18 protein-coding genes are annotated in these 24,612 nt (G+C 47.8%); 16 read left to right on the top strand and 2 right to left on the bottom strand.

Annotated features, from left to right (window positions below):
• The first annotated feature begins 18 nt into the window (after positions 1-18).
• The 12 genes from AC58VC_RS04800 (at position 19) to AC58VC_RS04745 (ending at position 19,229) form a co-directional block, all read left to right on the top strand.
• Positions 19-2,397, top strand: coding sequence for a glycoside hydrolase family 95 protein (locus tag AC58VC_RS04800; protein WP_497367670.1), 2,379 nt, complete (start codon positions 19-21; stop codon positions 2,395-2,397).
• Positions 2,394-3,419 carry a sialidase family protein gene (locus AC58VC_RS04795; RefSeq protein WP_497367669.1) on the top strand — a complete coding sequence of 342 codons (1,026 nt, stop codon included), beginning with the start codon at positions 2,394-2,396 and terminating at the stop codon, positions 3,417-3,419. Before AC58VC_RS04800 ends, AC58VC_RS04795 begins: the two co-directional genes overlap by 4 nt.
• Before the next feature lie 80 nt (positions 3,420-3,499).
• Positions 3,500-5,656 (top strand): MGH1-like glycoside hydrolase domain-containing protein, encoded by a 2,157-nt coding sequence (locus tag AC58VC_RS04790; protein WP_497367668.1) that lies wholly within the window; start codon positions 3,500-3,502, stop codon positions 5,654-5,656.
• Positions 5,653-6,720 (top strand): sialidase family protein, encoded by a 1,068-nt coding sequence (locus AC58VC_RS04785; protein WP_497367667.1) that lies wholly within the window; start codon positions 5,653-5,655, stop codon positions 6,718-6,720. The genes AC58VC_RS04790 and AC58VC_RS04785 overlap by 4 nt, the downstream gene beginning before the upstream one ends.
• A gap of 119 nt (positions 6,721-6,839) precedes the next feature.
• The gene (locus tag AC58VC_RS04780; RefSeq protein ID WP_497367666.1) at positions 6,840-7,730 is read left to right on the top strand and encodes a helix-turn-helix domain-containing protein; all 891 of its coding nucleotides are present in this window, start codon (positions 6,840-6,842) and stop codon (positions 7,728-7,730) included.
• A gap of 198 nt (positions 7,731-7,928) precedes the next feature.
• A complete protein-coding gene (locus tag AC58VC_RS04775) occupies positions 7,929-9,050 on the top strand; it encodes an ABC transporter ATP-binding protein (RefSeq protein WP_497367665.1) in 1,122 nt (373 codons plus the stop codon).
• Between the two features lie 18 nt (positions 9,051-9,068).
• The gene (locus AC58VC_RS04770) at positions 9,069-12,044 is read left to right on the top strand and encodes an extracellular solute-binding protein (RefSeq protein ID WP_497367664.1); all 2,976 of its coding nucleotides are present in this window, start codon (positions 9,069-9,071) and stop codon (positions 12,042-12,044) included.
• Positions 12,031-13,011 (top strand): carbohydrate ABC transporter permease, encoded by a 981-nt coding sequence (locus tag AC58VC_RS04765; RefSeq protein ID WP_497367663.1) that lies wholly within the window; start codon positions 12,031-12,033, stop codon positions 13,009-13,011. The genes AC58VC_RS04770 and AC58VC_RS04765 overlap by 14 nt, the downstream gene beginning before the upstream one ends.
• Complete coding sequence (locus tag AC58VC_RS04760; protein ID WP_497367662.1) at positions 13,012-13,911, top strand: carbohydrate ABC transporter permease; 900 nt, start codon at positions 13,012-13,014, stop codon at positions 13,909-13,911.
• A 37-nt stretch (positions 13,912-13,948) separates the two neighbouring features.
• Positions 13,949-15,385: a DUF5605 domain-containing protein gene (locus tag AC58VC_RS04755; protein WP_497367661.1), complete on the top strand. Its 1,437-nt coding sequence runs from the start codon at positions 13,949-13,951 to the stop codon at positions 15,383-15,385.
• Positions 15,386-15,407: 22 nt separating this feature from the next.
• The gene (locus AC58VC_RS04750) at positions 15,408-16,853 is read left to right on the top strand and encodes a DUF5605 domain-containing protein (RefSeq protein WP_497367660.1); all 1,446 of its coding nucleotides are present in this window, start codon (positions 15,408-15,410) and stop codon (positions 16,851-16,853) included.
• Between the two features lie 12 nt (positions 16,854-16,865).
• Positions 16,866-19,229 carry a glycoside hydrolase family 95 protein gene (locus AC58VC_RS04745; RefSeq protein ID WP_497367659.1) on the top strand — a complete coding sequence of 788 codons (2,364 nt, stop codon included), beginning with the start codon at positions 16,866-16,868 and terminating at the stop codon, positions 19,227-19,229.
• 193 nt (positions 19,230-19,422) lie between these two features.
• Here AC58VC_RS04745 and AC58VC_RS04740 read toward each other — a convergent pair whose 3' ends face one another.
• Positions 19,423-20,106 (bottom strand): putative endonuclease domain-containing protein, encoded by a 684-nt coding sequence (locus AC58VC_RS04740; RefSeq protein ID WP_497367658.1) that lies wholly within the window; start codon positions 20,104-20,106, stop codon positions 19,423-19,425.
• A 337-nt stretch (positions 20,107-20,443) separates the two neighbouring features.
• Here AC58VC_RS04740 and AC58VC_RS04735 point away from each other — a divergent pair, with 337 nt between their 5' ends.
• Entirely contained in the window at positions 20,444-20,665 is a 222-nt protein-coding gene (locus tag AC58VC_RS04735; RefSeq protein WP_497367657.1) for a hypothetical protein, read from the top strand.
• Here the strand turns inward: AC58VC_RS04735 and AC58VC_RS04730 are convergent.
• On the bottom strand, positions 20,647-20,889 hold the full coding sequence (locus tag AC58VC_RS04730) for a hypothetical protein (RefSeq protein ID WP_497367656.1): 243 nt from the start codon (positions 20,887-20,889) through the stop codon (positions 20,647-20,649). The genes AC58VC_RS04735 and AC58VC_RS04730 overlap by 19 nt on opposite strands.
• Positions 20,890-20,991: 102 nt before the next feature.
• Here AC58VC_RS04730 and AC58VC_RS04725 point away from each other — a divergent pair, with 102 nt between their 5' ends.
• Genes AC58VC_RS04725 through AC58VC_RS04715 form a run of 3 tightly spaced genes read left to right on the top strand, consistent with a single transcriptional unit; the run spans position 20,992 to position 24,600 of the window.
• Entirely contained in the window at positions 20,992-22,086 is a 1,095-nt protein-coding gene (locus AC58VC_RS04725) for a Gfo/Idh/MocA family protein (protein WP_497367655.1), read from the top strand.
• Entirely contained in the window at positions 22,083-22,958 is an 876-nt protein-coding gene (locus AC58VC_RS04720) for a sugar phosphate isomerase/epimerase family protein (protein WP_497367654.1), read from the top strand. Before AC58VC_RS04725 ends, AC58VC_RS04720 begins: the two co-directional genes overlap by 4 nt.
• A complete protein-coding gene (locus tag AC58VC_RS04715) occupies positions 22,951-24,600 on the top strand; it encodes a hypothetical protein (protein ID WP_497367909.1) in 1,650 nt (549 codons plus the stop codon). Before AC58VC_RS04720 ends, AC58VC_RS04715 begins: the two co-directional genes overlap by 8 nt.
• Positions 24,601-24,612: the final 12 nt, after the last annotated feature.

The raw sequence follows: 24,612 nt of genomic DNA, 5'->3' as shown, positions 1-24,612 counted from the left end.
ACAGGTGGGGGAGATCAGGTGTCAGACAAAAGTACGGCATTATGGTATGCACAGCCAGCGAAATCTTGGTTCCAAGCACTCCCCGTAGGGAACGGCCGTTTCGGCGGAATGATGTATGGCGGTGTGGACCGGGAACGCATACAGATGAATGAGGATACGTTATGGTCCGGGGAACCCAGAGAGACAGTTAACAGAGAAGCAGCCGAGTATTTGGATATTGTGCGTGAAATGATCTTCGCAGGCAAGTACGCCGAGGCTGAGGAGATGATCGAACGGCACATGCAAGGGCCGGAGATCGAATCGTACGTGCCGCTTGGTGATTTGGATCTTATTCTCGAAGAGACCGGCGAAATTTCGAATTACCGCAGGGAATTGGATCTAGCGGAAGGAATCGCCCGTGTGCGGTATTTGCAAAATAACGCAGTCCATACCAGAGAGCTGTTCGTCTCTGCGGTTGACCAAGTTATGGCCATTCGCTTGCATAGCGAGCGTAACATCAGCGTTAGCGCAGTACTGAGCAGTCCACTGCAATATGAAGTCAAGAAAGTAGCATGGAATCAATTGATTCTTACGGGGCGCAGCCCGATTCATATTCTGCCTAATACGGTGAAGTCACCCGACCCTGTCCATTATGCGGAAGGGAAAGGTATCGGGTTTCACATTCGAGTGACTGTCATTACAGACAAAGGCAGGCTGGAGGTTAGTGGTGGACGGATTCGTGTCAGCGGTACAGGAACGGTCACTTTCCTGCTGGCAGCTGAAACCAGCTTCCAAGGTTTCGATAAGGACCCAGCCCTGTCAGATAGACCGCCTTTGGAGTTAGGAGAAGCAAGACTTGCAAAAGCGGCATCACTCGGATACGAGCTCTTGAAGGAGAGGCATATCCATGATCATGCCGCACGCTTTTGCAAAGTTTCTCTTGATCTTGGGGGCCAGGAAAGAAACAGCCTGCCAACGGATGTCCGAATTGAAGCCATTAAAAACGGTGTAGAAGATCCCGGGCTTGCTGCTTTATTTTTTCAATATGGCCGATACTTGCTGTTGTCCAGCTCTAGAGTCGGCACACAACCGGCTAATTTACAAGGCATTTGGAACGACAGCATTCGCCCGCCATGGTGCAGCAGTTGGACGACCAACATCAACGTAGAAATGAACTATTGGCCTGCAGAGGTGGGAAATCTTGCGGAATGCCACTTGCCGTTGTTCGACCTGATAGAGGACCTGCAGCACACAGGTCGTAAAGCAGCAAATGTTAACTATCGCTGCGAGGGTTGGACTGCCCATCACAACATCGATGTATGGCGGACAGCGACTCCCGTTGGGGGATCGCCAAGCTGGGCCTTTTGGCCAATGGCTGGGGCTTGGTTATGCCAACATATCTGGGAACATTATGCATATAGTCAGGATGAAATGTTCCTCAAGCGAGCGTATCCTGTGATGAAAGAGGCGGCACTATTTGGCTTGGATTGGTTAGTTGAGGCCAAGGATGGCAGCCTGGTTACTTGCCCTTCAACGTCTCCGGAAAACTTCTTTATCGCGCCTGATGGGCAGAAAAGCAGTGTGACGCAAGGCGTGACGATGGATGTGGCGCTCCTCCGTAATTTATTTGACCATTGTTTGGAAGCGAGTGGCATTATAGCGGATACAGATCAACCGTTTATAGGCCGATTGGAGCATGCGTTATTGCGGCTGCCCCCGTACCGTATAGGCAAATATGGCCAGCTCCAAGAGTGGAACGAGGATTTTGAAGAGTTTGAGCCGGGACATCGTCATGTCGCACATCTGGTCTCTCTGCATCCTTTGGACCAGATTACCTTACATCAGGAACCTGAACTTGCGGCTGCTTGCAAAGTCACACTTGAACGACGTTTGAATCATGGCGGAGCCCATACGGGCTGGAGCTGCGCGTGGATGATCAATCTATGGGCACGGCTTGGAGAGTCGGAGCATGCGCAGCGCTTTGTGAATGAACTGCTTGCCGGTTTACATCCGAACATGATGAACGCGCATCGGCATCCAAAGGTGAAACAGGATATTTTCCAAATTGATGGAAATCTCGGAGGTGTTTCGGGAATTGCCGAAATGTTGCTGCAAAGCCATGGTAACAACGTCCAATTTCTGCCTTCTCTACCACAGAAATGGATGAAGGGTTGTGTAAAGGGACTGCGAGCACGCGGAGGGTTCGAAGTCGATATCGCCTGGGAGAATGGCAAGCTGCTGCGAGCCGTTATCCTCTCAACAGCTGGTAAAGGTTTCCTGCTGCGTACAGCAGAGCCGGTATGCGTCCTGCAAAACGGGTATGAAATCCGAATAGAAGACATTGAACCGAATGTCATCGTGTTTGGAACCAAAAAGGGACAGAGCTACGAAATTGTTCCAAGGAGTGATAGGAGATGAGCGAAATCCAGCAACTGAAGGAGTTTATTTTTGAAGATGACAGACCTTTTCTGAGCTGTCACGCATCTACGCTAGAACTGCTGCCGAGTGGAGACATCCTGGCTGCGTGGTTTGGCGGCACGAAAGAGAAGGCCGGGGACGTTGCGATCTGGACGTCACGCCGAGTGGACGGCCAATGGACACCACCAGTCAAAGCAGCGGATGAGGAGGACGTACCGCATTGGAATCCCGTCCTGTTTCGCAGGGCAGATGGCGTTCTGTTCCTGTATTACAAAATTGGCACCTCGATTGCCGAATGGGTAACGATGGTCATGCGCTCATCGGATGACGGGTTCACTTGGTCGACTCCGGTACCGTTAGTTGAAGGTGACAAAGGGGGCCGGGGGCCGGTTAAGAACAAGCCAATTGTGCTGCATGATGGAACACTTGTCGCCCCAGCATCGATCGAACCCGCTTGGGATGCGTTCGTTGATCTATCCTTTGACGGCGGCGAGACATGGACTCGCAGCGAAACGGTGCCTTTAGACCGCATCGGCCTACTGGGGAAAGGTATCATTCAGCCTACTTTATGGGAGTCTGAACCAGGAATCGTGCATATGCTCACGCGCAGTACAGAAGGGGCTATTTATCGCAGTGATTCGGTAGACGGGGGAAGAACTTGGTGCCAAGCTTATGCAACGGAGCTTCCGAATAATAATAGCGGGATTGATTTGGTCAAGTTGGAAAATGGCATTCTCGCACTTGTTTATAATCCGACTCGTCCAGAACCTGGGAAGATCAAAGGACCCCGATCACCACTCGTTCTAAGCTTTTCCAAAGATAATGGTCTTACTTGGGAACATGAGCAGCTGCTGGATGAAGGAGATAAACAATACTCATATCCAGCAATCATTGCTAACGGTCTAGAGTTATATATCACATACACGTGGAAAAGGGAACGGATAGCCTTCCAAAAAATTTCTTTGGATATGAGCAGGAATGACCTATATTCTGGGAATAATTACACTACTATTCTACTATGAGTTTGTTATATATTTAGAAAGGTTAAAATTGGCAAAACTTTAACCTTGATAGGGGAGGATTCATTCTGACTGCTTATCAATTGAACGAGCAACTACATGCAGGAAGGAAAACGCTTCGCACGCATCCCGGCGCTCTACTGCTGGGTTCGACAGGAGCGAGGCTGTGGGCGGATTATTTGGATCCGGTGCCTGGCTTTTCCGGCAGATTCGATTTTATTCACAAAGTTAACATTCCCATGCTCTATCGGGTAGAAAATAGTTTAATTAAGAGTTTTGAGCCGTGCCGAACCGAGTGGTATCCCAGCTATTTGCTTATGTCCTACACAGATCATCGCCTTTCTTTGGTGGAGAAAAAGTTTATTTCATGGAATGACTGTGCCGTGTCTTGTCAAACCTGGACGAACCACAGCAGCGAAGAGCTTGTGCTTCGATTAACCACGTACGGCGACGCGTTTCAGATGCGCAGTGGAAATTATTTGCAAGGAGAGTATCTGATACCGCATTATAGTTTCGATGTAGCTGGTGCGATTGCTGTAAGCGATCCTGCCTTGTATGAAGAAGTGCGTTTGCAGCCAGGACAGTCAGGTACGTACATCATCGCGGCTTCGTTCGGTATATCGGGGCAAGATGCCACCCACTTGCTGCAAGCCAGGGCAGCGGCTTATACGGATGGCGGATGGACGGCCGATCAAATTATTGAAAAACAGTGCGAGGAGTATGAGGAGTGGTTTGAAAATACCCCTGTGTTTACAAGCAATGATGCACTGCTCAACAAAACCTGGATCTATCGCTGGTTTCTGCTTCGGCATAATTTGTCTGATCCGCAATACGGCAATTTGACCCATCCCTTGTTTTATGAAGGAAGATCGCATAAAAAAAGCAAAGAGCCTTTTAGTAAAGGCGGATGGGAATTCAGTAAACTGATTAACTTGTCGGTACCGCTTCATTTGATGGATGCTAGATGGCACCATGAAGGGCGATATAGTGAAGGCCCCCTGCGCAACATGGCGGAATCCCCGGGAGAGGGCGGGCAATTCAGCTGCCTTACCGTCGACACGGTTATGCATGCATTCGCTAACTTTACATGTTGGGCAGCTTACCAGCTCTACCTGGTGCAGCGCAATCGGGATATGATCGTCGAGATGCTTCCTGCTTTTAAAAGCCAAATTTCAGAAGCCATTCGCATTAACGGGACCGATCAAGATCAATTAATGATCGAATACAAGCATACGCGAACGGGAAAAGAATATCAGCCGAGTTACTGGTATTTTCATAATTTCCCTAAGAATCCAAAGGATAAAGAAACATATACCCACCTAAAAAGAGTAGATCGCACCGTATATCATTATTTGAACACGCTTGCAGTAGCCCATATGTGTGAAATCGCTGGCGATTCGGAAGCGGAGCGCTACCATCAGCTGGCAGATGGGATCAAGCAAGATATCCTTGAGAAGATGTGGGATGAAGAGACGGAGTTTTTCTACGATCTCCATTATCAGACTGACCAAAAAGCACTCGTGAAAAATATTGTTGGCTTCTATCCAGCTTGGGCGCAAATCATCGATGATTCCTACAAGGGAATGATCGGGCATTTAATGAACGAACGTGAATTTAATTCGAAGTGCCCCTTTCCTTCTGTTTCCATGGATTGTCCGGCCTATTCCAAAGATGGGGGCTGGATGGGCCATTTTGTGAAAGGGCGGAACGGCTGTGTATGGGATGGTCCTACCTGGCCGTATACGAACTCAATCGCCCTAGACGCGCTCGCGAAAGAGAGCAAACGCAGCGGTTATCAGTACGATGCATTTTTCGCGGAATCGCTGCGAGAGTACGCATTTCTACATTTTATGAAAAGAGATCTCAATCAACCCGGTCTTGTTGAGCACTACAACAGTGCGACAGGCGAACCGCTAAGTGATGAGCAGGAATATAATCATTCGTTTTTTATTGATCTGATGATTACGCATGTAGCTGGTTTCATGGTGGAAGCGGATCGCATCATTTTGGATCCACTCGATATCGGTTTAGATTTCTTCTCTCTGGATCGTGTGAAAGTGGCTGGAACTGAATATCGGATTACGTACAAGAAACCTAACGTGCATGCTAATGTTTCTGATCTTGAGGAAGGCTATCGGCTATATGTGGATGGCAAGCTTGTTTTCTCGAACCACACACTTTGCAGAGTTGAGATTCCCTTACAGGAATTAGAGACGATTAAGGGGGCGATCCTATCATGAGTAGATTTAACGGTGCTGTACTCGATGGCGGGACAGATTCAACCATTCAAGAGGCTTACCTGCCTGTTTTCCATACGAATGATAATCATGCGGCTAATTTGCTGGAATTAGATAATGGAGATTTATTATGTGTTTGGTTTTCAGGCAGCGGGGAAGGGAATCCGGATACGAATATCGTCATGTCGAGACTAGCAGCAGGTTCCAATAACTGGTCAGCTCCGGTCAAGCTCTCCGATGACCTTGAGCGATCCGAGCAAAATCCCGTTCTGTTTCAAGCGCCAAATGGCAAGCTTTGGTTGTTTCATACGTCGAATGAACCTCACAATCAAAAAACGTCACGGATCGTGTACAGAATCTCGGAGGATCGCGGTGAAACATGGAGCGCTGTAGAGGTTCTCTCGGATGGACTAGGCATTTTCTTGCGGCATCCACCCCTTGCGATGAAGAACGGGGACTGGCTGTTACCGGCCTATTACTGCCGACTAGAAGGTCATTATAGCGTTGTTTTGATAAGTTCTGATGCGGGTGCGACATGGACCGAATACGAGGTGCCAGGCAGCATACATCGTGTTCAAATGAACGTGGTAGAACTTGATGAAGGCAAGCTTTATGCCATGTTTCGCAGTCGTCAAGCCGACCGCATTTATACAAGTGTTTCTCAGGACTATGGGAAAAGCTGGTCGGTTCCAGTGAAAAGTGAACTGCCGAATAATAATTCCTCCACACAGCTCGTTAAGCTGCATAATGGACAATTGGCATTAATCTATAACAATTCAACGATGGAGCGAGATCAGTTCCGTTGGGTCCAGCGCAAAGGCGAATTCCGCAAAAAACCACTTCGTACACCGCTTACACTTGCTGTATCGGAGGACGAAGGCAACACTTGGCCGTATGTCAGAAACGTGCAGATGGCTGATCTCGAATACAAAGAATCGGAAGTCGGATATTCCTACCCATCGATTATCACGACACGCGACAATCACATTCATCTTGCTTTCTCTTATCTGCGTAAAGGAATTAAGCACATCCGTATGCCATTAGATTGGGTCAAAGAGGGACAATAACCATGTTGTCAAGACGGAGCAGGGAGCACCTATAATGGGCTCCCGCTTTCCTCGACTTGCTGCAGATTCACATACATGAATACGTAGATCACAAATACTTGTAAGAGAAGGTGACAACTATGAATGGAAGAATCGATCATTTAAGCGGGGATTTATTTTTTGAAAATGAGATGGATATTTTTCTAAATCGAGAATTGGAATCGTTTACAACACTGCAGCATACGCACGATTTCGTAGAAATAAGTTTCGTTGGCGAAGGTTGTGGCTACCACTACATTGACGAAGAAGTTATCTATGTGAAGCAGGGGGATTTGTTTGTCATCCCGATTGGCACGTCCCATGTGTTCCGGCCTTCCTCTCCCAAACAGGACAAAATGCTGGTCATCTACAATTGCATTTTCCGTGTTGAACTGCTCGATAAATGGAAATATCTGCTACAGCAAGATTCCGTAACTTACGATGCCATTAATAACCCAAGTCAATGTTCGGCACGTTGGTTGCATTTTCAGGATAAACACGACACCTTCTCTTTGATCGTACAAAACATGTATAGGGAATATTTGAAAAAGAGTGCTGGCTTTGAAACGGTTTTGATAGCGCTTTTAATCCAAATGTTGGTATTGCTTCAACGTTTTGAGATGGTCAATGAAACGGAAACCGCTTCATTTCGGATGTTCGATGAAGTCGTGCATTTCATCAAATCCCGTTATACGCATAATCTTACGGTGCAGGATGTGGCGGATTATTTCTTCCTTAGCGCAAGCCATTTTCAACGATTATTTAAAAAATCGACAGGCCTATCGTTTACTCAGTATTTGCAAAATGTTCGCATTCAAAAATGTTGTGAACTGTTGAAATCGACCGATATCCCGATCTACCAGATTGCCAATCAAGTTGGCTATCAGGATATGAAGTTTTTCCATGCGCTTTTCCGTAAAAAAACAGGGGTAACACCAAGACAATATCGTCAAAACTTTCAAGAACTCGACGAATCCGATATTTCTTGTTAATTTATGGAGCTGGCCATTGATATGGAGCAGCTTTTTTTGTTTTATTTTACACAAAAGAAAAGAACTGAAAGCAGGATTCCCCCTATAACTAAGTAATCATCACCTATAATGCGTTCAAAAGTGGGGTGTATAATAAAAAACAAGCGTATTGAAACCGTTATCAACAAATTGTTGATATGACCTATAGGAGGTACAGTAATGGGGCGAATTCTATTAAATCACGTGGAAAAACGTTTTGGTAAAGAGAGAGCGTATGCGGTCAGAGATTTTAATTTGGAAATTCAAGATGGCGAATTTATTGTCATGGTCGGGCCTTCCGGTTGTGGGAAATCGACGACACTCAGGATGATCGCAGGCCTAGAAGACATCACTTCAGGCGAGCTTTACATTGGAGACAAACTAGTCAATCATTTGCCGCCAAAAGACAGAGATATCGCGATGGTTTTTCAAAACTATGCGTTGTACCCGAACATGAGTGTATATGAGAACATTGCGTTCGGATTGCGGCTACGGAAAATGGCCAAGAACGAGATCGATCAATCCGTCAAAAGTACATCAAGAGTACTGGAAATCGAACCATTCCTGGATCGTAAGCCGAGACAACTCTCCGGTGGTCAGCGGCAGCGGGTAGCCTTAGGAAGGGCGATTGTCCGCAATCCGCAAGTCTTCTTGATGGATGAGCCTCTATCGAATTTGGATGCGAAGTTAAGAGTTCAGATGCGTACGGAGATTATCGCGCTTCAGAAGCAGCTTGGTGTAACCATGGTTTACGTTACACATGACCAGGTGGAAGCCATGACGATGGGGCATCGCATCGTGGTCATGAAAGACGGCGTGATTCAGCAAGTGGATACCCCTAAGCTGATCTACAACAATCCGCGCAACATGTTTGTTGCTGGGTTCATCGGTACGCCTCCGATCAACTTTATCGAGGGTAAAGTGCAAGAAGGCAGCGAAGGTTCACTCGAATTTCACACCAACCGCTATTACCTCAGAATTCCCAAGGTTCAAGCCGATATGCTGAGGAAGCACAAGAAGGTCGACAGAAACGTCATCATGGGTATACGCTGCGAGAATATCCATTTGGATGCAGCCATTCGGGAGGCAAATCCCCATTCGCAAATTACTGGCATTCAGAAATTGAATGAACTAATGGGCGCGGACATGTATTTGTATTTGGACATCGGGGTGCCTAAACTGCTCATCGCCAGGGCACAGGCAGATCATGACTTTGAAGACAATGAGAAGCTGGTTTTAACTATAGATATGCAGAAAGCACTGTTTTTCGATAAAGAAACCACTGAGAATTTGTGGTACTAGAGCGGTGCAGCGGGAGGGATGGAGTTGAAAGCGTTATTAAGAACACGGACAGTGATGTCCGTCATGTTAGCCCTCATATGCGTGCTGGGTCCTACACTATCAGCACTGGCTGACACCAACGGCGCATTGCCTAAAGCAAGTTCCACGTCTGGAGGCGCGGAGGCAACATCGAATTCACCGAAAAATCTGATACCTACCTATGCGGAAGTACTTGAAGGTTGGAAAAAGGAAGGCGCCAAAGACAATCATACCGGCAGCATGACGTTATCAGCTGCGGATATGACAGGAAAGTCGCCTAATGCGAATGTTGCAGTAGAGTCGTATGATGGCAAGAATAACGTACTGGTCTGGAAGGCCAAAGGGGACGAATGGGTTGAGTATGATTTGGACGTCGCTCAAGGCGGACTGTATACGATTGAGATGTCGTATCATCCATTTGTAGATTCGAGAGATCGTAAACCGATCGCACTCAGCCTAAGCGTTGACGGAGTTGCTCCCTACCTCGAATCCAAGTCGCTTGAACTATATCGCCACTGGAAGGATAAAATGCCGATTGTCAAAGATGACAATGGGGATGAAATTCGTCCGGCAGCAAACGATATCTCAAGTTGGCAGACCTGGGAATTACGTGATATGTCCGGTGCTTATTTAGATCCTCTCCTTTGGAATTTGACACCTGGCAAGCATAAGATCCGCTTGGCGGGTAGTGATCCAATGGCCTTAGAGTCTCTTTCTTTCAAAGCTCCTGTGCCTGTTGCAGATTATGAAGTCGTGAAAAAAGAGCAGCCTAAGAATATCGCTCCTGTAGAAGCCGATCCCATTGTAATCGAAGCGGAGCAGGTCGGGTGGAAAAATGATTCCTCGATAACGCTCGCTTTTGATAATGATATTGCCAATAGTCCCTATGTGCGGGGGAAAATTAGCTACAATACACTGGATGGAAGTCACTGGTCGTCGAAAAATCAAGAAATCAGCTGGAGCTTTGATGTTCCAGCAGCTGGTTTCTACAAAATAGCGTTGCGCCAGCAGCAATCACTAGTTTCAAATCGCTCATCGTTCAGGACGATTATGATTAACGGGAAAGTACCGTTTTCCGAGCTAAAAGCCTATCGATTCCCTTATGCAACAGGTTGGAAAGGGCGGGAGTTAGCGAATGATGAAGGCGAGCCTTACCAGTTTTATTTGGAAAAAGGAAGCAATACCATCTCGATGCGTGTCACGCAAGCTCCTGTTGTTTCGGCTGGCGCAGAAATGGATAAAGCCATTGCCACATTGGTTAAGCTGTCCACGGATCTACGCACCCTGACTGGCGGGGTAGATGACAAAAACCGGACATGGGATCTCAAAAAGGATTTACCCGGATTCGTTGAGCAGTTACAGGAACTAAATGATAATCTTGCGACAACAAGAGAACAGTTGATAACAATTAATGGCCGCTCTGATGCATTGTCCCAAGGGCTAGTGACGGTAAGCAAAGATATTGAAACGCTTTTAAAGTACCCGGATGAAATTCCTTATGATGCAGGCAGGATGAATAAAATGCAAGGCAAGCTCGCTGACTTGGTCAAACAGCTTAGCTCCCAGCCGCTGCAGATTGATCGAATTTTTATCGTGCCGGTTCAAAACTCTTTTCCCAAAATGGAATCGACGTTTACCGAGAAAATCCAAGGTTCGATTATCAATTTCTTCAACTCGTTTAGAAGCAAAGAGGTTTCTGAAAAAACAGATGATCAAGTGCTGAATGTGTGGATGAACCGTGGACGGGATTACGTAAATTTGCTGCAAAGCATGGCGAATGAATCGTTTACACCGCAAACGGGCATTAAAGTAAAAATTAATTTGCTTAAGGATGATAAGCTGCTCTTATTGATGAATGCGGCCGGGATGGCACCGGACGTCGGTATCGGTTTGCCGCATGATACGCCGTTCGATTATGCCATTCGTAATGGGGTTTATGATTTAAAGCAATTCCCTGATTTCGATGAAGTGTATAAGCAGTTCGCTCCGGGGGCGTGGATGCCGTATTTCTATGATGGAGGTTATTATGGCGTTCCGGAAACGCAAACGTTCTCTGTAATGTTTTACCGGAAAGATATTCTGCAAAATCTAGGGCTTAGTGTCCCGGACACATGGGATGATATGTACCGAATGCTGCCGGTGCTTCAACAAAATGGCATGAATTTCACGCCGGTTGAACACAGCATATTTATGCAAATGCATGGTCTGGAGTACATCAAGCAGGACGGTTCTCGAACAGGTCTCAATACGGACAAAGGCTTCGAAGCTTTCAAAGAGTGGACGGATTTGCAAAATAAATACGGAATCGATCAGCGAAGCGATAACTTCGTACAGCATTTCCGTGATGGTTCCTATCCGATCGGTATCGCTGACTTAAATGGTTATCTCCAATTGACTGTTGCTGCACCTGAACTCAATGGCGTATGGGGCGTGGCACCGATTCCTGGCGTCAAGCAAGCGGATGGAACGGTTGCTAGGTGGACAGGTGGCAACGGCGGCGATCAATTCGCATCCTCCATCTTCAAGCACACGAAGAAGCCGCAAGAAAGCTGGGAGTTCCTGAAATGGTGGATGTCTGAAGAGGTGCAGGAGAAATACGGCCTCGACTTGGAAACGCTCAATGGGGTTACATTCCGTTGGTACACATCCAACGTAGATTCTTTTGTTAAACTTCCTTGGAAGGAAGAAGATCTTCAAGCGATTTTGGAGCAGTGGAAATGGTTCCGTGAAGTTGGGAAAGTACCAGGCAGCTATTATATGGAGCGCGAGCTTACGAACGCTTGGACTCGAACCGTCATCGGCGGGGAGAATTATCGGACTTCGCTCGAAACCGCAATTAAAGAAGTAGACAGGGAAATCCAGAGGAAAATGCAGGAGTTTCATTTCGTTGATGCCAATGGACAATTAGTACGATCTTTGAATTTACCCGTGATTACCAAGCCATGGGAAGGAGTGGATAAGTATGTTAAAAAGTGAAGTGCAAGCGCAAGTGCTTCCAAGAGCGCTTCAACCGGTCAAAATCCGAAAAAATAAGCTGATATCGGGGCTGCAAACGCTTTGGGAATATCGGGTCTCGTATTTATTCATCGCCCCATTCCTGATCTGTTTCATCATTTTTATTTTGCTGCCGGTTTTGTCCGCCTTAGCGCTTAGCTTTACTTATTTCAACGCGATCGAAGCACCTCGATTTATTGGGTGGGATAATTTCCGTTATATGCTTTCTCAAGATCTCATTCTGATTAAATATGCGCTTCCCAATACGCTTTCATTTGCTCTAATTGTGGGTTCAGGCGGCTATGTGTGCGCCTTCATGCTTGCTTGGCTGATTTCGATTCTGCCCGGGGTGTACCGTAAATGGTTCACGCTTGCCATGTATACCCCGTCGCTTGCAAGTCTTGTTGCGATGAGTATCATTTGGACACCTATGCTATCCAGCGACAGAATTGGTTACTTGAATAGCTTTTTATTAAAAATGAGCTTGATTAGCGAACCAGTCCAGTGGGTAACAAGTAAAGAGCATCTAATGACATCTATGGTCGTTGTCTCCCTGTGGAAGAGCATGGGGATCGGGTTCCTCGGCATGTTAGCGGGTATTCTCAACGTGAATCCCGAATTGTATGAGGCAGGCAGATTGGATGGCATTCGAAGCCGTCTAGAAGAAGTCTGGTACATTACGATTCCTTCCACGAAGCCGCAAATGTTGTTCGGAGCCGTCATGGCCATCGTTGGAGCCATTCAGCTATCATCCATCGGGACAGCGTTGTCTGGTATGAATCCGACACCGGAGTATGCGGGCCATATGATTACAACACATATTGATGACTATGGACTAAAACGGTTTGAACTCGGCTATGCGACGGCTTTGACCGTGTGTCTGCTAACCATCGTTTATTTCGCCCAAAAGCTGAGCTGGAAGCTGTTCGGAACGAAGGGAGAAGAATAAATGAAAATTGCAGGGACAATGCGTCAATTGGACGCGTGGCGCAGGCGCGTGGGGATTCGGCGACTCAGCCCATTCGAGATGTTTGCGGCCGTGCTTCTCGTCGCGCTGAGCATCTTCATGCTGCTGCCGATCGTCTACATCATTAACCATGCTTTCAAGCCTTATCAGGAGTTGTTTATCTATCCGCCAAATATCTTTGTAAGGGAACCGTCGCTGCAGAACTTTGCAGAGCTGCTTGCTACGACCAAAGGGACGGCGGTTCCCGTCTCCCGCTATTTATTTAATAGCGTAATCGTCACAGGAATGGCTGTATTTTTGATCACGATGACAAGCGCAATGTGTGCTTACGCGATTTCCAAACATAAGTTTCCGGGGCATAAACTGGTGTTTGCAACGATTTTGCTAACGCTGGTATTCGTACCGGAAACCGTTGAAATCCCTAAATATTTGATCATTAGCAAGCTGCATATCTTCGATACGTATTGGGGGCACGTGTTGCCGCTCGTCGCTGTACCAACCGGCGTGTTTCTTATGAAGCAGTTTATTGACCAACTGCCAGATGAGCTGCTTGATTCTGCACGGATAGATGGTGCGAAGGAACTCAGACTTTTTATCAGTATCGTAATTCCAATGCTGATGCCGGCTGTTGCGACTATTGCGATTATCGCCTTTGACTCCGCCTGGAAGGATGCAGGCACGTCGACCTTCTATATGCAGGATGAGACGATGAAGACGTTCCCGTTCTATGTGGAAACATTAACGAGCGGTATGGCGAACAGTGTGGCTAGGCAAGGTGCTGCAGCTGCAGCTGCGCTCCTGTTATTCTTGCCGAACCTGATCATGTTTCTTGTTTTTCAAAGTAAGGTCATTGCCACAATGGCTCATTCCGGGATTAAGTAACGGATAGTTCTGGCGATAAGGAGAGGATTGCGAACCTATGGCAATTGAGCAGAGCATGCGGGAAGTGGAGCAGTGGGCACAATTTGAGCTGACATTGAAAGGTCCAGTTGAAGGGAATCCTTTTCTGGACGTTAAGCTCTCCGCACGATTTCAATATAAAAACTATATGTGTGAACCAGACGGCTTTTATGACGGTGACGGCACGTACCGCGTTCGATTCATGCCTGATAGACCTGGCATTTGGCGATATGTGACCCGTAGTATTCATGAAGAGCTTGATGGGCTAAGCGGTGAGTTTCTATGTACACCGCCATCTGCCGGTAACCATGGCACTGTGCGGGTAAAAGACGAGTATTTATTCGCCTATGAGGATGGAACTCCGTATATGCCGTTCGGCACAACCTGCTACCACTGGACACACCATGGCAGCAATGAGTTGGAAGAACTCACCCTGCAGACACTGAAGAACTCGCCTTTTAACAAAGTGAGAATGTGTCTTTTGCCAACACGGGATATGCAGCCGCCGCTAAGGTTAGCCTTTGCTGGCACTTGCCCTGAGGATCTGGACAAAAAGCAATTTAATCCGTCATTTTTCGCCCATTTGGAAGATCGTATCCGTGATCTCATGCAGCTTGGTATAGAAGCTGATCTCGTTTTATTCCATCCCTATGATAAAGGGTATTGGGGCGTTGATAATATGGACGCGGATACGGATGCCTTTTATCTGCGTTATGTGATCGCCCGCCTTGCCTCGTTTCGGAATGTGTGGTGGTCGCTCTGCAACGAATATGATTTCAATAAATACAAATCAATTCCAGAGTGGGACCGTCTGCTTCAGCTAACTCAGCGATACGATCCGTACCAGCATTTGCGGTCCATTCATAACGGCACGAAGATGTACAAATCTTCAAGTTTATATGATTTTAGCAAGCCCTGGATTACGCATCAAAGCATTCAGCATTGGGAGGCCGAGCTAACGACGTCTTGGCGTGAAGCCGTTGCCAAACCGATTGTCATCGACGAGATATCCTATGAAGGCAACAGCTCTAGGCGTTGGGGCAATATATCCGGCGAGGAATTGACTCACCGTTTTTGGGAGGGCTTATCAAGGGGCGGATTTGTCGGGCATGGAGAGTCCTTCATCAACCGAGAAACGAGAGCCTGGATTTCCTCCGGAGGCAAGTTGTATGGCGAGAGCACAGAGCGAATTGCTTTTTTGCGAAAAGTGATGGAAGAAGGGCCAGCGGATTGGATGAAAACAGCGGAGGAAGGCACGTACAAACTGCTGTACTTCGGACGTCATCAGCATGCGTTCAAAGACTTAGAACTTAGGCAGGATGACTCCTACCGAATAGAACTTATCGATACTTGGCAGATGACTATTAGACCTTTGCCAGGCACGTTCAGTGGGAGCTGTAGGGTAGACCTGCCAGGAAAACCTTACATGGCGCTTCGTATACAAAAGATTGGATAGGCAGCCTACGTGGAAGGAGGAGATGAAGCTGATCTATACAAGGGAAGTAGAGCGCTGGGGCATGTTCGAGTTAACGCTGGACGGCCCCTCACAGGGGAACCCGTTAACGGACATTCAGCTTAGCGCCCGGTTCATGAAGGGACTGAATGAGGCTTATGCCGAAGGCTTCTATGATGGTAACGGCAAGTACCGTATCCGGTTTATGCCAGAGGAAGAAGGTCAATGGCGCTTCGAGACTTCATGTTCGTCCACGGAAATGGATCAACTGAAGGGGGAGTTTAGCTGCGTCACTGCTGCGCAGTCGAACAACCACGGCCCAGTGAGAGTAACGGACTCTGCCTATTTCGGGTATGCGGACGGAACACGGTATACGCCAGTCGGTACGACGAGTTATGTGTGGCATCTGCAAAACAGAGACGTACAGGAGCAAACTTTGCGAACGCTAAGTAATGCGCCTTTTAATAAAGTTAGAATGTTGGTTTTCCCGAAGTCGTACATGCTGAATGATCGGGAACCTGATCGTTATCCATTTGAAGGATCGCCTGAATCCGGTTTTGATTATACAAGGATCGTTCCCGACTATTTCGCGCATCTGGAGAAGCGGGTCAGCGATTTGGCCGAACTGGGCATTCAGGCGGAACTCGTCTTGTTTCATCCCTATGATGAAGGACGCTGGGGATTTGACCGGATGCCGCAAGAAGCGGATGACCGCTATGTGCGTTATGTCGTCGCTCGTTTCGCAGCATACAGCCATGTTTGGTGGTCACTTGCGAACGAATACGATTTAATGACCCATAAAAAATTGGATGATTGGAGCCGATTATTTCGGATTATTCAGGATTGTGATTATGGAAATCATTTACGGTCTATTCATAATTGCAAAACATGGTATGATTTTGGCACACCATGGACGACACATGCCAGCATCCATCATGCCGATGTGAAAGTTATTTCGGAATGTACCAAACAATACGGCAAGCCGGTCATTATTGACGAATGCGGTTATGAAGGCAATTTGGATACAAGATGGGGCAGCTTAACACCCGAAGAATTGCTTTGCCGGATCTGGGAGGGGACATGCCGAGGCGGGTATGTGACGCATGGGGAAACGTACTGGAATGCCGAGAACATATTATGGTGGTCGCATGGTGGAGAACTGCAAGGAAAAAGCATGCGGAGAATCGAATTTTTAAAAGGAATCATTGAAGAAGCTCCCACTCATTTGGCTTATACGAGCGATAGCTATGATGCAGCGACATTATCAGTTCGGGGTGAATATTACTTGCAATATTTTGGCCCACACCGCTTTGCGTATCGCGAATTTTCATTACCAGAGGGTGCTTACCGAGTGGATTTAATTGATACATGGCATATGGACATTACCCCGATAGAGGGCAAACATGAAGGACGTTTTCGAATCGATTTGCCAGGAAAACTCTATTACGCGTTACGCATTCAAAAAATTTAGGGAGTGATGCTGATGAAACAAATACGAAATTCAGCCAACGGAACAAAATTGTGGTACGAAAAACCGGCAAGATCTTGGAACGATGCGCTTCCAATCGGCAATGGACGTCTAGGCGCCATGATATTCGGCAAAGTGAACAACGAGAGACTGCAGCTAAATGAGGACTCCGTATGGTATGGAGGACCTGTTAACGGTGATAACCCAGAGGGGCAGAAATACTTTCCAATGGTCCGCCAGTTATTGATGAAAGGGAAACAAATCGAGGCTGAAGAGCTCGCGCAAATGGGCATGATGTCGATTCCCAAATCGCTGCATCCTTATCAGCCGCTTGGAGATTTTCAAATTTACCACGATGGTGAAAAGAAGATGATTTCCAACTACTACCGGGAGCTGGACATCGAGCAAGGTGTCGCGCAAGTGGGGTATTGCCTGAATGATATTCAGCATTCCAGGGAAATGTTCAGCAGTGCGATTGACCAAGTCATCGTCATTCGCATCAAGTGCGATCGGCCAGCCAAGTTAAATCTGCGCATGCATTTGAGCCGCAGACCTTTTGATGAAGGCACCCAAAAAATTGCCAACGACACACTGGTGATGAGCGGTGAAAATGGCCGAGGTGGAGTCACCTATTGTGCGGCGGTGAAAGCGGTTCCCGACGGTGGTTCGGTGAAAGTGATTGGTGATTTCCTCATCGTTCAGGCAGAAGCTGTAACGATCTATATCGCGGCGCAAACATCCTTTCGTCACTCAGACCCGATTGCCATCTGTACGCGTCAGTTAGAGCATGCGGCGGGCAAAGGGTACGATAAAGTTAAGCGAGACCACCTTGCGGATCATACCAGCCGGATACAACGTGTGAAGCTGGAGTTAGGACGTCCGGAAGAAAGTAAAGAAGCGGATTTACTGCCTACCGATGCTCGGTTGCAGCGGTTCAAAGAAGGCGGAAGTGACCCTGGGCTAGCACAATTATATTTCCAATATGGCCGATATTTATTGATGGCTTCCTCTCGTCCCGGATCTAATCCGGCCAATTTGCAAGGGATATGGAATGAAAGCTTTACACCGCCGTGGGAGAGTAAATACACCATTAATATCAACACGGAGATGAATTACTGGCACGCGGAAGTGTGTAACCTGCCCGAATGCCACGAGCCGTTATTTGATTTAATTGATCGTATGCGTATAAATGGCAGGAAAACAGCGCAGGAGGTCTACGGCTGCAGAGGGTTTGTTGCGCATCATAATACCGACATGTGGGGAGCTACCCAAATTGAGGGCAATTTTATGCCTGGATCGATTTGGCCGATGGGCGCTGCTTGGTTAACTTTACATCTCTGGGAGCATTTCCGGTATGGGCAGGATGAGCGTTTCCTTCGCGACCGGGCGTATCCGATCATGAAGGAAGCAGCGGAGTTTTTCTTGGATTATCTGTTTGAAGATGAAAATGGACACCTGATCACTGGACCGTCCACTTCACCTGAAAATAAGTTTATCGGTGCTGATGGCAGTGTCGGCTGTTTGACCATAGGTCCATCCATGGATACACAGATCATCTATTCTTTGTTCCGTGCCTGTATCGATGCCTCTGAGCGTCTGAAAATGGATGAAGGAACAAGGCAAGAATGGGAACGCAAGCTTCGCAAGCTGCCACCGCCGCAAATCGGGAAGCACGGGCAGCTGCAAGAATGGGTGAAGGACTGGGATGAAGTGCATCCAGGTCACCGCCATATTTCCCACTTGTTCGCCTTGCACCCAGGTGAAATGATTCATGTGCGCCACACGCCGGAGTGGGCGAATGCTGCCAAACGAACATTGGAGCGCAGACTGGAAGCCGGAAGCGGCCATACGGGCTGGAGCCGGGCTTGGATCATTAATTTCTTTGCTCGTTTGGAAGATGGCGAGAAGTCATATGAGCATCTTCGCATGCTGCTCTCGCATTCCACATTGCCGAACTTGTTCGACAATCATCCGCCGTTTCAGATCGATGGCAATTTCGGCGGAACAGCCGGCATCGCAGAGATGCTTCTGCAGTCTCACCGAGGGGAGATCAACCTGCTTCCAGCCTTGCCGAGCGCTTGGGCCCGAGGAGCGGTTAGCGGTTTGAGAGCCCGTGGCGGTTTCGAAATCGACATGGCTTGGGAAGATGGAGCGATGACTCGCTGCGTCATCCAAGCCAAGTATAGCCAAGCTTGCACCGTTGTTTACAAAGGCGGCCAATTGCCACTTATTGTAGAATCCGACGGCGCTACTGTGGAGGCGGTACTGGAGGATCAGTCTGGTATACTTACTTTCCATGCTGAGACGGGCAAACGTTATGTGCTATCGCTCGGAACGAAAGCGGAGAGTGAAAGTTTGAAAGAAGCTACTAATATTTGAGTTGTGAGGCTGCCATTTATGGCGGCCTTTTTGTTTTAGGTGCTTTAGCGAGTTGACTTCTACCTGACGTGCCAACACTATTCACCTAGTAGCTGATTACGACCTCACGTACTACACAATTCACCCAAGAGCTGACCTCGACCTCACCAGTCAACACTATTCACCCAGAAGCTGACTTCCCCCAACTACCCTGTCAAAGATCGATAAATTCAGCGGCAGAAACAGAAGGTGATAACAGGTACAGGGACAGTCGCTGCTGACCACGACCTCCGGGTACAAGTATCCCTTTAGTGAGTAGGTTCCGGAGTATGCTGCGTGCTTTTTGTTGCTCTACGTTCAAGGCTTCGCAAACGTGAGAAGGTTTTATTTTTCTTTGATTGCGGAACGCAGTACGAATGATTTCTTTTTCTTCAACCGTAAGCTTGTCATATGAGCTGGAAGAGAGATTTCCCAACCATTTTCCCATAAATTGTTGGATCATTTGCTCGCACATTCTAGGTTTGTTTTGCACGTCATCGAAGGAAAAACGCAGCAGTTTCCATCCATCTAGCAGCAAATGATTTTGCCGTACCCATTGATCGGAAAACTGTGATCGGGAAATCTTTTGCAAGTGTGGACCATAACCGTCGATTTCAATTGCCAGTCGAACATGCCCATGAATGAACGCAAAGTCAATAAATCGTGTGCCATCACGGAAATCATGAATCTCATATTCAGGTGTGAGATGATCAAGTTTTTTGAAGGCAGGCCACCAAACTTGCTGCAGAAATAACTTTTCTGCATGTCCGTGCCCTTCCGTTAAGCGCCTCTTCGCCTCTCCTTGCCGCGATTTTGCATGTTTTTGCATAAATGCTGAATAAGCTAATTCAAATGTCAAACCTGTATCCTCCTTATGAAAAGTAAAAAGCCGCCTCCCGTCAGGATAACCTGAAATCGGGCAGCGGCGTGTGCTTCACAACCAATTATGTATTGGATGATTATAGCATAAATGGAAGCTTAAATGCTAGCTATGCAAGAGTTGCTAAGCTATGCCCGGGAACGCTCGCATCGCAGCGAGCAAAAGCCAGCCACAACGATATTTTACATCGTTGTGGAGTAGAAATTGAATCGTTGCGAAGCTGCAACGATGTTTTTCATCGCTGCAGCGGGGATTCCCGTGTCGCAGCGAATAAAAACAGGCCACAACGATGTTTTACATCGTTGTGGAGTAGAAATTGAATCGTTGCGAAGCTGCAACGATGTTTTTCATCGCTGCAGCGGGGATTCCCGTGTCGCAGCGAGCAAAAGCCAGCCACAACGATGTTTTACATCGTTGTGGAGTAGAAATTGAATCGTTGCGGTGCTGCAACGATGTTTTTCATCGCTGCAGCGGGGATTCCCCGCGTCACAGCGAGCAAAAGCCAGCCACAACGATGTTTTATATCGTTGTGGAGTAGAAATTGAATCGTTGCGAAGCTGCAACGATGTTTTTCATCGCTGCAGCGGGGATTCCCCGCGTCACAGCGAATAAAAGCAAACCACAACGATGTTTTATATCGTTGCGGAATAGAAATTGAATCGTTGCGAAGCTGCAACGATGTTTTTTATCGCTGCAGCACGCACTCGCCAAGCAATCACCCACCACAGATCCCCCCACTCGCCACAATTCGATGCTTTTCACGCTGAAAAGCCAACGTGGTTGAATCCTCCCTACAAAAAAGCATGAACACCCTATAAATGTTTTTCCATCCTCGTGTAATGTAAGAAATAAAGAGGTGTAGCTATGGAGTTCATTCGACCAGACGATTATTTGCCTAATAAGAAGCGTCTCACTAATGTAAATGAATACGGAATCGGCCTCATCGGCTGCGGCAGTATAGCGAATACGGCACATTTACCAGCATACCGCAAATACGGTTTGCACATCGCTGCATGCTGCGATGTCAACGAGGAAGCAGCACGCAGCACAGCGGAAAAGTTCAATATCCCCTTCTGGACGACGGATGTTAATCAGCTACTCGAGAGGGAAGATGTAGGTGTAATCGATCTGGCTATCCATCCTGAACCGCGACTGGAAGTGCTGAAGTTAATCGGGAAGGCACCAAGGCCCGTGTTGTGCCAAAAGCCTTTAGCCCTGGATCTTGCACAAGCAGAACGCCTGAGCGAAGAGGCCAACAGGATGGGGATTATCCTCGGAGTCAACCAGCAAGCTCGCTTTGCACCAGCGCATAAAGCGCTGAAAACGGTACTGGAGCAGGACTTGATTGGGGAAGTATACAGCATCCATCATCATATGCGCTCGTTCCAGGATCAGGCTGGCTGGTGGTGGACAACGATGAAGAATTTCAACATTGTCGACCACGGTGTGCACTATGTGGACCTCTGCCGATATTTCAATCCTTATCCAGAGGAATGGTCAAGAGTACACTGCACGACAGCTCAGTTACCCAAGCAAAACGCAATCGACCCTCTTATCTATTCGGCGAATGTAGAGTTTGGGCCTAAAGGGGGCAGAAACCCGCTCATGGCGACGCTGCATTTTAACAATATTGCCAAAGCAAGCCGCTCACACAGCCATACATGGTGGATTGACGGGACAGAAGGAAGCCTGTGGTGCACGCAAGATACGCTCTATATGGCACTGAATAAACACAAGAATGTCATTCATGAAATCAAGCTTAAAGGAACATGGTTCCCGGATGCTTTCGCTGGTTCGATGATCGCATTCATGACGGCGCTAGAGGAAGGCAATCTCCCGCCGGTCACAGCGGAGGATAATATCCAAACGGTGGCGTTAACAACTGCGATGGTAAACTCCAGCCAACAAGCGTGTGTAGTGGAAAGAGCGGATTTGCTGAAAGGAAGCGTTGTGGGATGAACCAACTCGGATTTATGAGCTACATCTATATGGGCTGGAGTGCGGAAGCCATGGCGGAAGATGCACGGAATCAGGGCATGAAATACGTGCAAGTTGATCCGAAGCAAGCGATGCAGGTGATGGATGACCAACCATTTTCACCCACCCGAGCTGAGAAAATTCGATCGATTTTTGAGAATAAGGGGATCACGGTGATCGGCTTATCCGGTTATACCAACTTAATGAATCCTAATCTTGCAAAAAGGGAAGTCAAGCTAGAGCAATTGGAAAAGATGATCGACCTATGTTCGGTCTATGGAACTAGGTATATGGCGACAGAGACGGGGAGTCTTCATCCGACCAATGCTTGGCGTGATTACGAGGGGAACCGTACCCCCGAAGCATGGGAGCAGCTGCTGCAAATCATAGATCGCTTGCGAAATCGGGCGGTGAAGCAGGGTGCCATTCTGCTAGCTGAAGGTTTTGTAAACAACGTACTTGCCACCACAGAACAAGCTAAGGATATGATGGAGCGCCTAGGAACGGAAGGTTTGGCATTCATTATGGATCCCTTTAACTACTTGAAGCAAGAAGATTTGAGCAGACAACCTGAAGCGATGGCCACCATGTTTGACCATATCGGCGAGTATTGTCCCATCGCGCATGCCAAAGATGCGCTTTATGGAGCCGAAGGGTTCACAACACCTCGGGTCGGGGCAGGTCAAGCGGATTGGAATGTGTATGCAGAGCTCCTTGCTCGCCGGATGCCGGATGTTCCCTTGATTCTGGAACATGCGAAGCCGGAAGAAGTGGCCGATTGCCTATCAATTATCCGCCAATCTTTCGCGAATGTTGAGGCGAGCTGGGGAGTGAAGAACACCGGTGATGCATAAACCGAAGCTAGGAATTCAGGGGCCAGTCGTAGCGTGGCAGGATCCATGGGCGGGAGAGGAATCAGATCTCATCATGCGGACGGGAACAGGAAGCATCTGTCCCTCCCAGGATCCGAAACCGGAACCAGGTGCTTTTGTAAATAGCTTGCGTGAATTGGGAACGGATTTCTACGTACATCATGTGCTTCCAGGCACCGATCATTGGGACGTGGTTGCAGATATAACCGCAGCAGGGATGGACATCTGTCTTGGAAACGAATACGGCAACATTAACGGACCTTGGGTGGAAGGGACCAATCGGTATGACATTCCTGATCAGGCGATTGTCGAAGCCTCTACCTCAGGACGATGCATCGGACTGCTGTACGATGAGCCGGAGCATTTGCAAATAAACGCTGGACAGTACCGTAAGGATGGATGGTTCCCGCATTGGGGCAGCACGGACGGTTTGAGTGTGGCACAGGCGCGGAGCAAGGTGGAACAGTCCGTGAGATCCCGTACGAATCACGTGAGTCGAATTGTGGAGCAAGCGGGTTTAGCGAGTATGTCTGTCCCTTTAATAGCGGAGCATGTGTTTCCTACCATGTTTCACACATTTGCCAGAGCTGGGATGGATCTTTGTCCGAAAATCATGAAAGAGTCGTTCCAATCGCTGCAGCTGTCTACAGCATTAGGAGCAGCCAAGCAATATGGGCGGGCGTTGTGGATTTGTGCCGATTTATGGGGACCTGATACAGGCAAATGGTTTACAAGGTTTCCTGGATTCCCTGGACATTCTCCGCAGGAATTTGAGTCCGCTTTGAAGATGGGCTACTTGATGGGGCCAACCCATTTGTTCGTAGAAAATATCGACGTACTGCTCAGACATAAGCCAGAAGGCTTCATGAAGACGGAATTCGGAGAGGTTTGGCTGCAGTTCGTGCGGAAATTCATTCCTGAGAACCCGCTAACTTGGCATCACTCCCAAGCTGATCCTGATATAGCCGTTATTCATTCGGATGATAGCAATTATGGTCAAAATGAACGGCTTTATGGCAATCGCACACTTCAGACGCAAGATATCACGCAAAGCCAGAGCGTATTTCACATTTGGCATCTGCTTAGTCGAGGAACAATTCCGGCTCACGGCAGCTGCCAGCATATTCCGGGGTACGACTTCCCGAGACATCAGTTGAAGCGGGACGTACCGCTTGATCAATTCCCTCTCGTGGAAGGATTTGACGGAGCTGCAGGTAGACGGGTACATCCTTTATTTTATCCGCTACCCAATGTTCTTGCATTTGATGATCACGTAACTGCAGATAAACTAGGTCAGCCCAAGTTAATTATTGTCGGTGGAACTACGCTTTCGGCAGACACATTTGCAATGATTACGAAAAAGGCAGAAGACGGGGCCATTGTTGTCATCGCGGATTGGCTCCTTCCTCCGGATTGTTCGGAACAACAAAGGAAAAGCGGTCGAGCAGGCTTCGGAAGTTGGATCGTGACGAATGATTTTATGACAAGTGAAGTGAAAGAAGCCGTAGAGCCATTCTTAGATGAGAAACGGTGCTGGACACAGCGATTCGGATCGACGGAAGTAAGCATGTATCCGCAAGATGAAGAAGGTTATACGTTAGATTATGAAATCGTGAGGGTATGACGAGAAGTAAGG

The sequence above is a fragment of the Paenibacillus sp. J22R67 genome (assembly GCF_059692175.1).
This window is presented reverse-complemented; position numbering and strand designations above follow the sequence as displayed.